This is a genomic window from Burkholderia sp. BCC1977, from assembly GCF_905339595.1.
GTDB lineage: Bacteria > Pseudomonadota > Gammaproteobacteria > Burkholderiales > Burkholderiaceae > Burkholderia.
Map to the genome: position 1 here is coordinate 1 of NZ_CAJPGQ010000056.1, position 15,404 is coordinate 15,404.

A 15,404-nucleotide genomic window follows, 5' to 3' on the forward strand; every position below is an offset into this window, starting at 1 on the left:
GAATACGCGATCTACGGCTGATCCCGGAGTACAGACGTGAGCGCTTCCGACCCGCTTCACCCGCTTCACCCGCTTCACCCGCTTCCTCCGCTTCCTCCGCTTCCTCCGCTCGCCCCTCTCATCCGCTTCACCACGCCCGCTCGCGAACGCGGTTTCCACCGTCTCCGCGCGCGCCGCACCCACCCGCCGCCTGCCCGCCGCACCCGCTCGCCCGATTCCCCGAAATACCCCCCTTTCCCGGCTTTGCTCGACCGATCGGCGTTTGACGTGCGCATGAATAATCGGTGTCACTGGAAAGCGGCATTTCGCCGTACCCGACTGGAGGCCCCGTGGCAGACGAGAGCGATCTCGACAGAACCGAAGCCGCCACTCCGAGGCGCCGCGAGAAGGCGCGCGAGGAGGGGCAGGTCGCGCGTTCGCGCGAACTGGCTTCGTTCGCGCTGCTCGCGGCCGGGTTCTACGGTGCATGGCTGCTCGCGGGTCCGTCGGGCGCCCACCTCCAGACGATGCTGCGCGGTGCGTTCGCGTTCGATCGCGCCACCGCGTTCGACCCGCACCGGATGCTGTCGGCGGCTGGCAGCGCGAGCCTCGAGGGTCTCGCCGCGCTGCTGCCGATCCTCGCGCTCACCGGCATCGCCGCGCTGCTCGCGCCGATGGCGCTCGGCGGCTGGCTGATCTCGCAGAAGACCTTCGAGCTGAAGTTCGACCGCCTGAACCCGATCTCCGGCCTCGGCCGGATGTTCTCGATCCAGGGGCCGATCCAGCTCGGGATGTCGCTCGCGAAGACGCTCGTCGTCGGCGGGATCGGCGGGATCGCGATCTGGCGCAGCAAGGACGAGCTGCTCGGTCTCGCGACCCAGCCGCTCGGCTCGGCGCTCGCCGAGGCGATGCATCTGGTCGCCGTGTGCTGCGGCACGACGGTCGCCGGGATGCTGGTGGTCGCCGCGCTCGATGTGCCTTACCAAATCTGGCAGTACAACAAGAAGTTGCGCATGACGAAGGAAGAAGTGAAGCGCGAGCATCGCGAGAACGAAGGCGATCCGCACGTGAAGGGCCGCATCCGCCAGCAGCAGCGCGCGATCGCGCGGCGCCGGATGATGGCCGCCGTGCCGAAGGCCGACGTGGTCGTCACGAACCCGACGCACTTCGCCGTCGCGCTGCAGTACACGGACGGCGAGATGCGCGCGCCGAAGGTCGTCGCGAAGGGCGTGAACCTCGTCGCCGCGCGCATCCGCGAACTCGCGGCCGAGCACAACGTGCCGCTGCTCGAAGCGCCGCCGCTCGCGCGTGCGCTGTATCACAACGTCGAACTCGAACGCGAGATTCCCGGCTCGCTGTACTCGGCCGTCGCCGAGGTGCTCGCGTGGGTCTACCAGTTGCGGCGCTTCCGCTCGGAAGGCGGCGCCTTCCCGGCCGCGCCGGTCGATCTCGACGTCCCGGCCGAACTCGACAAGGGGGCGTCGGTATCGGCCGACGACGCGCGTGAGGAAGCCGAAGACACGCTCGGCAAGCAAGGAAACGCAGCATGAGCACCCCGACCACCGGCCTGTTCGCCAAGCGCCCGAATCCGTTCGCGGGCACCAACCTGCGCGCGCTCGCGGGCCCGATCCTCATCTGCATGATCCTGGGGATGATGATCCTGCCGCTGCCGCCGCTGCTGCTGGATCTGCTGTTCACGTTCAACATCGCGCTGTCGGTGATGGTGCTGCTCGTCAGCATGTACACGATGAAGCCGCTCGATTTCGCGGCATTCCCGAGCGTGCTGCTGTTCTCGACGCTGTTGCGCCTGTCGCTGAACGTCGCGTCGACGCGCGTCGTGCTGCTCGAGGGGCACACCGGCCCCGACGCGGCCGGCCAGGTGATCGAGGCGTTCGGCCACTTCCTCGTCGGCGGCAACTTCGCGGTCGGCATCATCGTGTTCGTGATCCTGATGATCATCAACTTCATGGTGATCACGAAGGGCGCGGGGCGGATCGCCGAAGTGTCCGCGCGCTTCACCCTCGACGCGATGCCCGGCAAGCAGATGGCGATCGACGCCGACCTGAACGCCGGCCTCATCAACGAAGAGCAGGCCCGCAAGCGCCGCCTCGCGGTGTCGCAGGAAGCCGAGTTCTACGGGTCGATGGACGGCGCGTCGAAGTTCGTGCGCGGCGACGCGATCGCGGGCCTGATCATCATGGCGATCAACGTGATCGGCGGGCTGATCGTCGGGATGGTGCAGCACGACATGAGCTTCGCCGCGGCCGGCACCAACTACACGCTGCTGACGATCGGCGACGGCCTCGTCGCGCAGATCCCGTCGCTGGTGATCTCGACGGCGGCCGGCGTGATCGTGTCGCGCGTCGCGACCGACGAGGACATCGGCACGCAGATCACCGGCCAGCTGTTCACCAACCCGCGCGTGCTGACCATCACCGGCGCGATCATCGTGCTGATGGGGCTGATCCCGGGCATGCCGCACTTCGCGTTCCTCGCGCTCGGCGGCGGCGCGATCTGGCTGGCCCGCACGCAGACCCGCCGCGCGGCGGCCCGCGTGGCGGCCGGCGACGTGACCGAGATCGCACCGCCCGCCGCGCTGCCGGGCGACAGCCACGAGGCGACCTGGGACGACGTGCAACTGATCGATCCGCTCGGCCTCGAAGTCGGCTACCGGCTGATTCCGCTCGTCGACAAGAACAGCGACGGCGAACTGCTCAAGCGCATCAAGAGCATCCGCAAGAAATTCGCGCAGGAGATCGGCTTCCTGCCGCCGGTGATCCACATCCGCGACAACCTCGAGCTGCGGCCGAATGCGTACCGGATCGCGCTGAAGGGCGTCGAGATCGGCGCGGGCGAAGTGTTTCCGGGCCAGTGGCTCGCGATCAACCCGGGCCAGGTGACGGCCGCGCTGCCGGGCGCCGTGACGCAGGACCCGGCGTTCGGGCTGCCGGCCGTGTGGATCGACGTCGCGATGCGCGAGCAGGCGCAGGTGTACGGCTACACGGTGGTCGATGCGAGCACGGTCGTCGCGACGCACCTGAACCATCTGATCGTCCAGCACGCGGCCGAACTGCTCGGCCGCCAGGAAGTGCAGGCGCTCGTCGAACGCACCGGCAAGGATGCGCCGTCGCTCGTCGAGGACCTCGTGCCGAAGACGATCTCGCTGACGACGCTGCAGAAAGTGCTGCAGAACCTGCTCGAGGAAGGCGTGCCGATCCGCGACATGCGCACGATCCTCGAGGCCGTGTCCGAACACGCGGGCCGCGGCGACGCGTACGAGATCACCGCCGCGGTGCGGCTGTCGCTCGGCCGCGCGATCACGCAGCAGTGGTATCCGGGCGCGGGCGAGATGCAGGTGATGGGCCTCGATTCGAATCTCGAGCGCGTGCTGTCGCAGGCGCTCGCCACCGGCGCGAACCCGGGCCTCGAGCCCGGCCTCGCGCACAACCTTCTGACCGGCACGCAGCAAGCGATGCTGCGTCAACAGAATCTCGGGCTGCCGCCCGTGCTGCTGGTGCAGCACGCGCTGCGCGCGATGCTCGCGCGTTTCCTGCGCCGCAGCCTGCCGCAACTGAAAGTGCTGTCGTATGCCGAAGTGCCGGACACGCGCACGATCAAAGTCGTTAACGTCATCGGGGGTTCCGCTTGAACATTCGCAAATTCACCGGCGCGACCAGCCGCGACGCGCTTCGCCTCGTGCGCGAGGCACTGGGCGCCGACGCCGTCGTGCTGTCGAACCGCACGCTCGATGACGGCAGTGTCGAAATCGTCGCGCTCGCCGACTCGGACCTCGCCGCGGTCACGCCGCCGGCCGCGGCCCGGGCGCGCAGCCTCGCGCCGCGCACGCCGGAATCCGTGCCGGCCGCGGCCGTGCCGGGCATCGTGTCGCGCCCGGGTGCCGCGCTCGCGCGCCCGGCCGTCAATCCGTATGCGGCAGGCGAGGGTGGGCTTCCGGACGTGTTCTCGTCGGTGTTCGGCGCGAGTGCCGAAGCGACGGTGCCGGCCGCGGAGCCGGCTGCCTTCGATGCCGACGCGCACGCGATGGAGGCGGCATCGCCGGCGCCGAATGCGCCGATTGCGCCGATGCCCGCTGCCGGCACGCCGGCGGCATCGTCCGAACCCGCGCCGTGGCTCGTCGAGCACGCGAAGCGCCTGACCCAGCAGCGCGAAGCGCTGATCGCCCGCACGCCGGCCGCCCCGGCCGCCCCGGCCGCGCCGCAAGCGCCCCCCCGCACGCAGCAGGACGCCGCAGCCGCGACGCCGGCCGGGTGGGCGCGCGACATCGTGCGCGACGCCGAACGCCGGATGCCGTCCGCCGCCGCCGCGACGGCCCGCCAGAGTGAAACGAACGCCGCGAAGCCAGCCGAACGCACGCGCCTGTCCGCCGACGCGGCTGCCGCGGTGGCCGACGCGGTGAAGGCGCGCGTCGAAAGCATCGTCAACGACACCGTGATGCACGAGCTCGGCGCGATGCGCGGGATGATGGAGGAGCAGTTCGACAGCCTGATGTGGCACGACCGCCAGCGCCGCAGCCCGGTGCACGGCGCGCTGACCAAGCACCTGTTCTCGGCCGGCTTCTCCGCGCAGCTGGTGCGCATGCTGGTCGACAACCTGCCGTCCGGCGACGGCGCGCAGACCTTCGAGCAGGCCGCCGAATGGGCGCAGTCGGTGCTCGCGGCGAACCTGCCGGTGCTCGAGAACGAAGAGGCGCTGATGGAGCGCGGCGGCGTGTTCGCGCTGATGGGGCCGACCGGCGTCGGCAAGACGACCACCACCGCGAAGCTCGCCGCGCGCTGCGTGATGCGCTTCGGCGCGAGCAAGGTCGCGCTGCTGACCACCGACAGCTACCGGATCGGCGGCCACGAGCAGCTGCGTATCTTCGGCAAGATCCTCGGCGTGCCCGTGCACGCGGTGAAGGATGCGGGCGATCTCGAGCTTGCGCTGTCCGAGCTGCGCAACAAGCACATCGTGTTGATCGACACGATCGGCATGAGCCAGCGCGACCGCGCGCTGTCCGACCAGATCGCGATGCTGCACGGCGCGAACGCGCCGGTGCAGCGCCTGCTGCTGCTCAACGCGACGAGCCACGGCGACACGCTCAACGAGGTCGTGCAGGCTTACCGCAGCGCGGCCGAGTGCCCCGATCTCGCCGGCTGCATCCTGACCAAGCTCGACGAGGCGACCCACCTCGGCGGCGTGCTCGACACGGTGATCCGCTACAAGCTGCCGGTCCACTACGTGTCGACCGGCCAGAAGGTGCCGGAGAACCTGTACGTCGCGTCGACCAAATTCCTGCTGAAAAGCGCGTTCTGTGTGCCGCGCGACGGCTCGCCCTTCGTGCCGCAGGACGAGGACATGCCGACGCTGCTTTCCGCACTGACCGCCCGTTCCACCGCCGAGCTGCACGAGGTGCGATTTGGATAAACGGATCATCGACCAGGCCGAAGGGCTGCGGCGCCTGCTGGCCGGGCGCGCGTCGCGCATCGTCGCGGTGACGGGCGGGCCGGCGGGCGTCGGCTGCACGGCGACCGTGGTGAACGTCGCGGCCGCGCTGGCCGCGCTCGGCAAGGACGTGCTCGTCGTCGACGAGCGCGCCGACGTGCACTCGGCCGCGGCGACGCTCGCGGGCGCCTGGCTGCGCGACGGCGAACGCACGCGCGTCGCCGCCGGGTTCGGCCTGTGCGCGGCCGCGCGGCTCGCGCGCGACGGCTACAGCGATACGCAACTGAGCGACTTCATCGACGGCCAGGCCGACATCGTGCTGGTCGACGCGCAGCTCGGTGCCGACGGCGCGTTCTCCGCGCTCGCGCGCGAGGCGCACGACGTGCTGATCGTCACGCGGGTCGCCGCGCAGGCGATCACCGAAGCGTACGCGTGCATGAAGCGCCTGCATTTCGCGCACGCCATCGCGCAGTTCCGCGTGCTGACCAATCACGTCGGCAGCCACGCCGACGCGAGGACCGCCTTCGACAACCTCGCGGGCGTCGCGAGCCGCTACCTGACGGTGTCGATCGCCGATGCCGGCTGCGTGAGCGCGGATCCGCTCGTCGAGCATGCGCGCGACCTGATGCATAGCGCGGTCGACGCGTTCCCGTCGTCGGCCGCCGCGCGCGATTACCGGCAGATTGCCGCCGACCTGCTGTACTGGCCGATGCGCCCGAGCCTGGGTGCCGGCCGCGCCGTGCATGCGGGCGGCAAGCCGTCGTACGAGGCGGGTGCGGCGCACGCCGCGTGAGCGCCACCGGAAGGAGAGAGCCATGATGTACAACGCTCAAGGAAAGATGACCCAGGCCGACGTGCTCGCGCAATACGCGCCGCTCGTGCGGCGGCTGGGGCTGCAGCTCGTCGCGAAGATGCCGGCGAGCGTCGATCTCGACGACCTGATCCAGGCCGGCATGATCGGCCTGATGGACGCGGCCGGCCGCTACAAGGAAGACCAGGGCGCGCAGTTCGAGACCTACGCGACCCAACGCATCCGCGGCGCGATGCTCGACGAGCTGCGCAGCAACGACTGGCTGCCGCGCAGCCTGCGCAAGACGTCGCGCGAGGTCGAGTACGCGGTGCACCAGGTCGAGCAGCAGCTCGGCCGCTCGGCGAGCGAGACCGAGATCGCGCAGCACCTGAAGATGCCGCTCGACGAATACCAGGGGATGCTGCAGGACCTGCACGGCAGCCAGCTCATCTACTACGAGGATTTCGATCGCGCGGCCGACGACGAGCCGTTCCTCGACCGCTATCGCGTCGATCACGCCGATCCGCTGTCGGCGCTGCTCGACGACCACCTGCGCGAGGCGCTCGTCGACGCGATCGACCGGTTGCCCGAGCGCGAGAAGCTGCTGATGTCGCTGTACTACGAGCGCGGGCTGAACCTGCGCGAGATCGGCGCGGTGCTCGAGGTCAGCGAGTCGCGCGTGTGCCAGCTGCACAGCCAGGCCGTCGCGCGCCTGCGCGCGCGGTTGCGCGAACAGGCGTGGGTCGGCGCGGAAAACTGACCCTTTCATTGCGCCCACGCGCGCCGCCGCTGCCGCGCGGCGCGCATTTCCCGCGCCGATTTGCTACAATCCCTCCCGTTTTCCGAGGAGCGTTGCGACGGACCATCCTGCGTCCGCCAGGCTCGGAAAGCTTCACCAAGCAGCCGTGCGGCGCGAGTTTCGCGTGTAGCCGCACCGGCCCCGCTTCCTGAACGGCGCTCACGTCACCAATTTCTAGAACTTTTTTAGAAAGGAGGGCGTGATGAACGCCATTATCGATTCCAAGGCTTCCAAGGATTACATCGTCGCCGACATGGCGCTTGCCGGCTGGGGCCGCAAGGAACTGAACATCGCCGAGACCGAAATGCCGGGCCTCGTGCAGATCCGCGACGAATACAAGGCGCAGCAGCCGCTGAAGGGCGCGCGCATTGCCGGTTCGCTGCACATGACGATCCAGACCGGCGTGCTGATCGAGACGCTGAAGGCGCTCGGCGCCGATGTCCGCTGGGCGTCGTGCAACATCTTCTCGACGCAGGACCACGCCGCCGCCGCGATCGTCGAAGCCGGCACGCCGGTGTTCGCGTTCAAGGGCGAGTCGCTCGACGAATACTGGGAGTTCTCGCACCGCATCTTCGAATGGCCGAACGGCGAATTCGCGAACATGATCCTGGACGACGGCGGCGACGCAACGCTGCTGCTGATCCTCGGCTCGAAGGCCGAGCAGGACCGTTCGGTGATCGCGAAGCCGACCAACGAGGAAGAAGTCGCGCTGTACAAGTCGATCGCGAAGCACCTCGACGCCGACCCGACCTGGTACTCGACGCGCCTCGCGCACATCAAGGGCGTGACCGAAGAAACCACGACCGGCGTGCACCGCCTGTACCAGATGGAAAAGGACGGCCGCCTGCCGTTCCCGGCGTTCAACGTGAACGACTCGGTCACGAAGTCGAAGTTCGACAACCTGTACGGCTGCCGCGAGTCGCTCGTCGACGGCATCAAGCGCGCGACCGACGTGATGATCGCGGGCAAGGTCGCGGTCGTCGCGGGCTACGGCGACGTGGGCAAGGGCTGCGCGCAATCGCTGCGCGGCCTGGGCGCGACCGTGTGGGTCACGGAAATCGATCCGATCTGCGCGCTGCAGGCGGCGATGGAAGGCTACCGCGTCGTGACGATGGAATACGCGGCCGACAAGGCCGACATCTTCGTGACGGCGACCGGCAACTACCACGTGATCGGCCACGATCACATGAAGGCGATGCGCCACAACGCGATCGTCTGCAACATCGGCCACTTCGACTCGGAAATCGACGTCGCGTCGACCCGCCAGTACCAGTGGGAAAACATCAAGCCGCAGGTCGACCACATCATCTTCCCGGACGGCAAGCGCGTGATCCTGCTGGCCGAAGGCCGCCTCGTGAACCTCGGCTGCGCGACCGGCCACCCGTCGTTCGTGATGTCGAACTCGTTCGCGAACCAGACGCTCGCGCAGATCGAGCTGTTCGTGCGCGGCGGCGAGTACGAGAACAAGGTGTACGTGCTGCCGAAGCATCTCGATGAAAAGGTGGCGCGCCTGCACCTCGCGCGCATCGGCGCGAACCTGTCCGTGCTGTCGGACGAGCAGGCTTCGTACATCGGCGTGCAGAAGGACGGCCCGTTCAAGCCGAACCACTACCGCTACTGATGCGCCGCCGCCGCCGTGCCGCGTGCGCCCCGCATCGGGCGTGCGCGGTACGGCGGCACGCTGCCGGGCCGGCCGTCGCGTGATGCCCGCGGGCACGCGCGGCGGCCGGCGGCGGTAACCGAGCATTGACCGACCAGATCGACAACCGAACCGGAGCCCTCCATGAGCGTCATCCTCACCTGGGTCATCAACGCCCTCGCGCTGCTGATCATCACGTACCTCGTGCCGTCGATCCACATCAAGAGCTTCGGCACCGCGCTGATCATCGCGGTCGTGCTCGGCCTGATCAACACGGTGATCCGTCCGGTGCTGATCCTGCTGACGCTGCCGGTCACGATCGTCACGCTCGGGGTGTTCATCCTCGTCGTGAACGCGCTGTGCTTCTGGTTCGCGTCGTCGCTGCTGAAGGGTTTCGAGGTGTCGGGTTTCTGGTCGGCGTTCTTCGGTTCGATCCTGTACAGCATCGTGTCGTGGCTGCTGTCCGCGCTGATCTTCGGGCAGCGCGACATCGGCTGACGGCCGGGCCCATTCTTGCGAATCATGAAACCGATCGAACTCTCGTTTGAATTCTTCCCGCCGAAGACGGCGGACGGCGTCGAGAAGCTGCGCGCGACGCGTGCGCAGCTGCTGCCGCTGAAGCCGAAATTCGTCTCCGTGACGTTCGGCGCCGGCGGCTCGACGCAGCAGGGCACGCTCGATACCGTGCTCGACATGCAGAAGGACGGCCTCGAGGCCGCGCCGCACCTGTCGTGCATCGGCTCGTCGCGCGACAGCCTGCGCGCGATCCTCGACCAGTACCGCTCGCACGGCATCCGGCATATCGTCGCGCTGCGCGGCGACCTGCCGTCGGGGATGGGCGAGGTCGGCGAGCTGCGCTATGCGTCCGAGCTCGTCAGCTTCATCCGCGCCGAGCATGGCGACTGGTTCCACATCGAAGTCGCCGGCTATCCGGAATACCACCCGCAATCGCGCTCGCCGAAGGCCGATCTCGAGAACTTCGCGCGCAAGGTGAAAGCCGGCGCGAATTCCGCGATCACGCAGTACTTCTTCAACGCCGACGCGTATTTCCGCTTCGTCGACGATGCGCGCAAGCTGGGTGTGGACGTGCCGATCGTGCCGGGCATCATGCCGATCACGAACTTCTCGCAGCTGATGCGCTTCTCGGAAATGTGCGGCGCGGAAGTGCCGCGCTGGGTCGCGCGCCGGCTCGAGAGCTTCGGCGACGATCGCGACGCGATCCGTGCGTTCGGCGCCGACGTCGTCACGAGCCTGTGCCAGCGCCTGATCGACGCGGGCGTGCCGGGCCTGCACTTCTATACGCTGAACGCGGCGGCCGCCACGCGGACGATCTGCGAACGGCTCTCCATGTAAGCGTCATCACGCGGTTGCATGCATCAAAGCCCCGCCGGCACAACCGGCGGGGCTTTTTTCCTGCGGCCGGCCGATCGCGCCGGCGTCAGCGCTGCGCCTGCATCAGCGGCGGGCGCCGGTCGAACCACGGCCGCGCCTGTTCGAGCTGGCGCGCGAGTTTCAGCAGCAACGCATCGTCGGCGTGGCGCGCGACGAACTGCACGCCGATCGGCAGCCCGCGCGTGTTCCAGTAGAGCGGCACCGACATCGCCGGCTGGCCCGTCAGGTTGAACAGCTCGGTGCAGCCGGCCCACGCGAAGGCCTTCTCCGACGCCTTCGCGAGCATTTCGCGCAGCAGCGGCTTGACCGGCAGCGCGCCGAGCAGCTTCATCTGCGCGGCTTCGAGCGGCGTCGGCTGCAGTTCGCCGATCTTGACCGGCGGCCCCGCGAGCGTCGCGCACAGGACCGCGTCGTAGCGCGACACGAGGCCCGCGACCTGCACGGTGATCTGGCGCTGCCATTCGAGCACGTCCGGCAGGCGCGCGCGGGCGACGCGCCTGCCGACGACGGCCATCGCCCAGGTCGCCGGCTCGAACTCCGCGCGCTTCGGCGTGCGCCCGGTCACCGCGCGTGCGCCGAGCACCATCTCCTCGGCGATCGTCGCCCACAGCGTGAGAAAGGTTTCGGCCGCGCGTGCGTAGTCGATGTTCAGCGTCGCCGGTTCGACGTGATGGCCGAGCGATTCGACGAGCGCGGCCGCATCGTCGAGCGCCGCGCGCGTGTCGTCGGCGAGCGCCGGCGCGAGCATCGGGTCGACGACGAGGCCGATCCGCAGCGGGCCGGGCGGCGCGTCGAGCTCGCCCAGAAAGGTGCCGGGCGCGCCGGGCGGCAGCGTCTGGCCGGTGGTCACGTCGAGCAGCAGCGCACTGTCGCGCACGCTGCGCGACACCGCATGCTGGACGACCAGCTCGCCGTTCGACGGCAGGTCGACCAGCAGCGGATTGCGGCTCGGCTTCAGGCCGAACAGCCCGCAGCACGACGCCGGGATCCGGATCGAGCCGCCGCCGTCCGACGCATGCGCGAGCGGCACGATGCCGGCCGCGACGGCCGCGGCCGCGCCGCCGCTCGAGCCGCCGGGCGTGTGATCGATGTTCCACGGATTGCGGCACGCGCCGAACAGTTCGGGTTCGGTGTACGGCATCTGGCCGATTTCCGACGTGTTGGTCTTGCCGAACACGTTGAGCCCCGCCGCGCGGCTGCGCGCGATCACCGGCGAATCGTCGGCGGGGGCGAAATAGCGGTAGTGCCGGCTGCCCATCGACAGCGGCAGCCCGGCGACCGCCGCGCCGAGATCCTTGACGAGATACGGGACGCCCGCGAACGGCGCGTCGGTGCCGGTGTCGAGTGCCGGCTCCGTCCGCTTGCGCGCGGCGTCGTAGTCCTGCAGCACGATCGCGTTGATCGCGCCGTTCACCGCTTCGGCCTGGCCGATCGCGGCGTCGAGCAGTTCGCGCGGGCTCGCCTTGCGTTCGCGCACGAGCGTGGCGAGGCCGATCGCGTCATGCGCGAGATAGTCCGAGTGCATCGCAGTCACCCCCGTTGTGACTCGTGGCGATGAAAGGAGGATAACGCGGGCCCGGCACGCCGGGCCCGCTGTCGGCTGCCGTTACAGGTGCTCGGCGAGGAACGTCAGCGTGCGGCCGTGCGCGAGCGCCGACGCGCGCTGGTTGTACGACGCGCGGTCGGTGCAGTTGAAGCCGTGCTCGGCGCCCGGGTACAGGTGGAACGACGCGTCGTGGCGGCCCGCGAACGCGGCCTTCACCTGCTCGACGGCGTCGAGCGGGATCCCGTGGTCGTTCTCCGCGTAGTGGAACAGGATCGGCTGCGTGACCTTGCCGGCGAGGTCGAGCGCATTCTGGATGCCGCCGCCGTAATAGGCGACCGCCGCGTCGACCTTGCCGGCCGCGGCCGCGCGGTACGCGAGCTGGCCGCCGAAGCAGTAGCCGATCGCGGCGACCTTGCCGGCGACTTCGGGGCGCGCGCGCAACGCGTCGGCGGCCGCGCCGAGGTCCGCGACCGCGAGGCCGACGTCCGTTTTCTTCATCAGCTCGATGCCCTTGTCGCGGTCGGCGCCTTCGTAGGTCAGCTCGACGCGCGGCTGCGTGCGCCAGAACACGTCCGGCGCGAGCGCGACGAAGCCGTCGGCCGCGTACTGGTCGGCGACCGCGCGGATGTGCGAGTTCACGCCGAAGATCTCCTGGATGATGATCACGGCGGGGCCCTTGCCGCGCTTGGGCAGCGCGAGATAGCCGCCGAAGCTGTCGTTACCGGTCGGGATGTCGATCCATTGGGCAGTCACGTTTGAACTCCTGGCGAACGGGCGCGCGACCTGCGCGCCGCGGATGGAAAAAGGGGCGGCCTAGTGTGCCACCAATCCTGTGGCGCTGCAGCGCGCGCAAGCGGCGCGCCTGCCGGGTGTGCGGCGGGTCGAACCGGGTCCCGAATCCGCTTCTCGCGCAGCGATCGTTTTGATCTCGATTATTCATTTTTCGGCAGTACGCCGCTTCGATAGAGTCGATGTGTCGGCTTTTACAAAGCGCTTTCGCGCATCGTCATCGAAGGATTCGCCATGTCCGCCCGTGCATTTTCCACCCCGTTTTCCGAACGCTTCGGCCTGCGCCTGCCGCTCGTGCAGGCGCCGATGGTCGGTGCGACCACGGCCGCGATGGTCGCGGCCGCATCCAATGCCGGCGCGCTCGGCAGCCTCGGCGCCGGCGCGTTCGAACCGGACCGTCTCGCGACCGAAGTCGCCGCGATTCGCGCGGCGACCGCGCGTCCGTTCGCCGTGAACCTGTTCGTGTTGCCCGAGGCCGCGCCCGACGCGGCGACCGTCGCACGCGCGCTCGCCGCGATCGATCCGCTGAACGCGACGCTCGGGCTGCCGCCCGGCACCGTGCCCGCACGCTACGCGCCCGACTTCCGCGCGCAGTTCGACGCGCTCGTCGCGCTGCGCGTGCCGGTCGCGAGCTTCACGTTCGGCGTGCTCGACGCGGCCGACGTCGCGCGCCTGAAGGCCGTCGGCACCTACGTGATCGGTACCGCGACGCACGTTGCCGAAGGGCTGGCGTGGCAGGCCGCCGGCGCGGACGCGCTGTCCGCGCAGGGCGCCGAAGCCGGTGGCCATCGCGGTACCTTCATCGGTTCGGCCGACGATGCGCTGATCGGCACGTTCGCGCTGGTGCCGCAGCTCGTCGATGCGACCGGCCTGCCCGTGCTCGCCTCGGGCGGCATCATGGACGGCCGCGGGATCGCCGCCGCGCTCGCGCTCGGCGCGCAGGGCGCGCAGCTCGGCACCGCGTTTCTGACGTGTGCGGAAAGCGCGATCGCGGCGGACTGGAAAGCGCGGCTGCTCGCGAGCGCCGATACGTCGACGCAGGTCACGCGCGCGATCACGGGCCGCCATGCGCGCGGATTGCGCAATACGCTGATGATGCGGCTCGGCGAACGCGTGGCCGATGTCGCGCCGTATCCGGTGCAGAACGCGCTGACCCAGCCGCTGCGGCAGGCCGCCGCGCGCGCGAATGACGGCGACTATCTGTCGCTGTGGGCCGGGCAGGGCGCGCCGCTCGCGCGGCGGCGCGACGCCGCGCTGACGACGTCGCAACTCGTCGACGCGCTCGACGCCGAATGGCGCGCAACGCCCGTATGAGCGGTCCAGCGGCCGCCTGAGCGGTTCGCCTCCGAGCCCGGAACGCGCCCGCAACGAGCCCGCAACGAGCCCGAAGCGCGCGTGTTGTCACGCGCGTTTCATTCAATGATCCCGCGCACAAAATACGGAATCGAAATGACGCGGGAATGCTTTAAACCCAGCTTTCATCCGCCCGTCATGAATTAGCGGAAACCCTTATCCGGCGGGGCTCGCAGAGATATTCGAGCAGTTATTCCAAAGCACCCATATCGGTAGTGTTACCACTACCCCAAAAAAGTCCCACAAATTAATTTGATCACCTACACTTGCGCGCAAGTACGGGTGGGCGGCTGCTAAAAGCGGCTGCTTCCCACGTGCTTGAGGCCAAGTGCATGAACGATGCAACCGGCGAATCGTCCAGTGAATGCAAACACAGGGATGGCAGCGGGGCACCGGGCGATGGCGTTTATTGGGACCGAAACTGGAGACTTACATGAATATCAAGATGCAAAAGCTGTTGCCGATCACCGCCGCGGCGATGCTGTGCGTTGCAGCTGCAAGCAACGCGGCCGCCGATCAAGTCGTCAAGATCGGCCACGTCGCGCCCTTGACGGGCGGTATTGCACACCTGGGCAAGGACAACGAAAACGGTGCACGTCTCGCAGTCGAGGAGATCAACGCCAAGGGTCTCACGATCGGCGGCCAGAAAATCACGCTGCAACTCGATGCGCAGGATGACGCGGCCGACCCGCGCCAGGCCACGCAGGTTGCGCAGAAGCTCGTCGACGACAAGGTCGTCGCCGTCGTCGGCCACCTGAACTCGGGCACGTCGATCCCGGCATCGAAGATCTACAGCGATGCGGGCGTCGTGCAGATCTCGCCGTCGGCGACCAACCCGGCTTACACGCAGCAAGGCTTCAAGACCACGTATCGCGTGGTGGCGACCGATGCGCAGCAGGGCCCGGCACTCGCGAACTACGCGCACTCGAAGGGCATCAAGAGCGTGGCGGTGGTCGACGATTCGACCGCCTACGGCCAGGGTCTCGCGAACGAGTTCGAGAAGAAGGCGAAGGCGCTCGGCCTGAAGGTGATGTCGCACGACGCGACCAACGACAAGGCAGTCGACTTCCGCGCGATTCTGACCAAGATCAAGGGCGAGAACCCGGACGCGATCATGTACGGCGGCATGGACGCCACCGGCGGCCCGTTCGCGAAACAGGCGAAGCAGCTCGGCGTGCGCGCGAAGATCTTCGCGGGCGACGGCGTGTGCACGGAGAAGCTGGCCGACCTGGCCGGCGACGCGACCGACAACATCGTGTGCTCGGAAGCCGGTGCATCGCTCGAGAAGATGCCGGGCGGCAGTGCGTTCAAGGCGAAGTTCGAGAAGCGCTTCGGCCAGCCGATCCAGATCTACGCTCCGTTCACGTATGACGCGGTGTACATCATCGTCGACGCGATGAAGCGCGCGAACTCGACGGACGCGGCGAAGATCCTCGCGGCGATGCCGACGACGAACTACACGGGTGTGATCGGCACGACGACCTTCGACTCGAAGGGCGACCTGCAGCACGGCGTGATCTCGCTGTACAACTACAAGAGCGGCAAGAAGACGCTGCTCGACGAAGTGAAGATGTAAGCTGAACAGCGGTCGACAGAAGGGGTGAAAGCGCGCCTGCGGCAACGCAGGCGCGCTTTCTTTTTGGCGACCGCGCGGCGGGTGGCGGGCCCGCCGCGC

At 68.7% G+C, this 15,404-nt stretch carries 12 protein-coding genes and 1 riboswitch; of the genes, 10 read left to right on the plus strand and 2 right to left on the minus strand.

Annotation, left to right across the window (positions count from 1 at the left end; translation table 11 throughout):
* Positions 1 to 329: 329 nt before the first annotated feature.
* The 8 genes from flhB to metF all read left to right on the plus strand — a co-directional run bounded on the left by flhB (position 330) and on the right by metF (position 10,002).
* Positions 330 to 1,529, plus strand: a complete 1,200-nt coding sequence (gene flhB, locus U5771_RS31100) for a flagellar biosynthesis protein FlhB (protein WP_322027476.1) — start codon at positions 330 to 332, stop codon at positions 1,527 to 1,529.
* Entirely contained in the window at positions 1,526 to 3,628 is a 2,103-nt protein-coding gene (gene flhA, locus U5771_RS31105) for a flagellar biosynthesis protein FlhA (protein WP_322027477.1), read from the plus strand. The genes flhB and flhA overlap by 4 nt, the downstream gene beginning before the upstream one ends.
* Entirely contained in the window at positions 3,625 to 5,403 is a 1,779-nt protein-coding gene (gene flhF, locus U5771_RS31110; RefSeq protein ID WP_322027478.1) for a flagellar biosynthesis protein FlhF, read from the plus strand. Before flhA ends, flhF begins: the two co-directional genes overlap by 4 nt.
* The gene (locus U5771_RS31115) at positions 5,396 to 6,214 is read left to right on the plus strand and encodes a MinD/ParA family protein (RefSeq protein WP_322027479.1); all 819 of its coding nucleotides are present in this window, start codon (positions 5,396 to 5,398) and stop codon (positions 6,212 to 6,214) included. The genes flhF and U5771_RS31115 overlap by 8 nt, the downstream gene beginning before the upstream one ends.
* 22 nt (positions 6,215 to 6,236) lie before the next feature.
* Positions 6,237 to 6,971 carry an RNA polymerase sigma factor FliA gene (locus tag U5771_RS31120; RefSeq protein WP_322027480.1) on the plus strand — a complete coding sequence of 245 codons (735 nt, stop codon included), beginning with the start codon at positions 6,237 to 6,239 and terminating at the stop codon, positions 6,969 to 6,971.
* Between the two features lie 78 nt (positions 6,972 to 7,049).
* Positions 7,050 to 7,178, plus strand: a riboswitch (S-adenosyl-L-homocysteine riboswitch).
* Between the two features lie 34 nt (positions 7,179 to 7,212).
* Positions 7,213 to 8,631: an adenosylhomocysteinase gene (ahcY, locus tag U5771_RS31125; protein WP_322027481.1), complete on the plus strand. Its 1,419-nt coding sequence runs from the start codon at positions 7,213 to 7,215 to the stop codon at positions 8,629 to 8,631.
* Positions 8,632 to 8,793: 162 nt separating this feature from the next.
* Positions 8,794 to 9,147: a phage holin family protein gene (locus U5771_RS31130; RefSeq protein WP_006477367.1), complete on the plus strand. Its 354-nt coding sequence runs from the start codon at positions 8,794 to 8,796 to the stop codon at positions 9,145 to 9,147.
* A 24-nt stretch (positions 9,148 to 9,171) separates the two neighbouring features.
* Positions 9,172 to 10,002: a methylenetetrahydrofolate reductase [NAD(P)H] gene (gene metF, locus U5771_RS31135; protein WP_322027482.1), complete on the plus strand. Its 831-nt coding sequence runs from the start codon at positions 9,172 to 9,174 to the stop codon at positions 10,000 to 10,002.
* 85 nt (positions 10,003 to 10,087) lie between these two features.
* Here metF and U5771_RS31140 read toward each other — a convergent pair whose 3' ends face one another.
* Both U5771_RS31140 and U5771_RS31145 read right to left on the minus strand, forming a co-directional pair.
* Positions 10,088 to 11,566, minus strand: coding sequence for an amidase (locus U5771_RS31140; RefSeq protein ID WP_322027512.1), 1,479 nt, complete (start codon positions 11,564 to 11,566; stop codon positions 10,088 to 10,090).
* Between the two features lie 81 nt (positions 11,567 to 11,647).
* Positions 11,648 to 12,340 (minus strand): dienelactone hydrolase family protein, encoded by a 693-nt coding sequence (locus tag U5771_RS31145; protein ID WP_322027483.1) that lies wholly within the window; start codon positions 12,338 to 12,340, stop codon positions 11,648 to 11,650.
* A gap of 270 nt (positions 12,341 to 12,610) precedes the next feature.
* Between U5771_RS31145 and U5771_RS31150 the strand changes: the two genes are divergently transcribed.
* On the plus strand, positions 12,611 to 13,690 hold the full coding sequence (locus U5771_RS31150; RefSeq protein ID WP_322027484.1) for an NAD(P)H-dependent flavin oxidoreductase: 1,080 nt from the start codon (positions 12,611 to 12,613) through the stop codon (positions 13,688 to 13,690).
* Between the two features lie 472 nt (positions 13,691 to 14,162).
* The gene (locus U5771_RS31155) at positions 14,163 to 15,305 is read left to right on the plus strand and encodes a branched-chain amino acid ABC transporter substrate-binding protein (protein WP_322027485.1); all 1,143 of its coding nucleotides are present in this window, start codon (positions 14,163 to 14,165) and stop codon (positions 15,303 to 15,305) included.
* Positions 15,306 to 15,404: the final 99 nt, after the last annotated feature.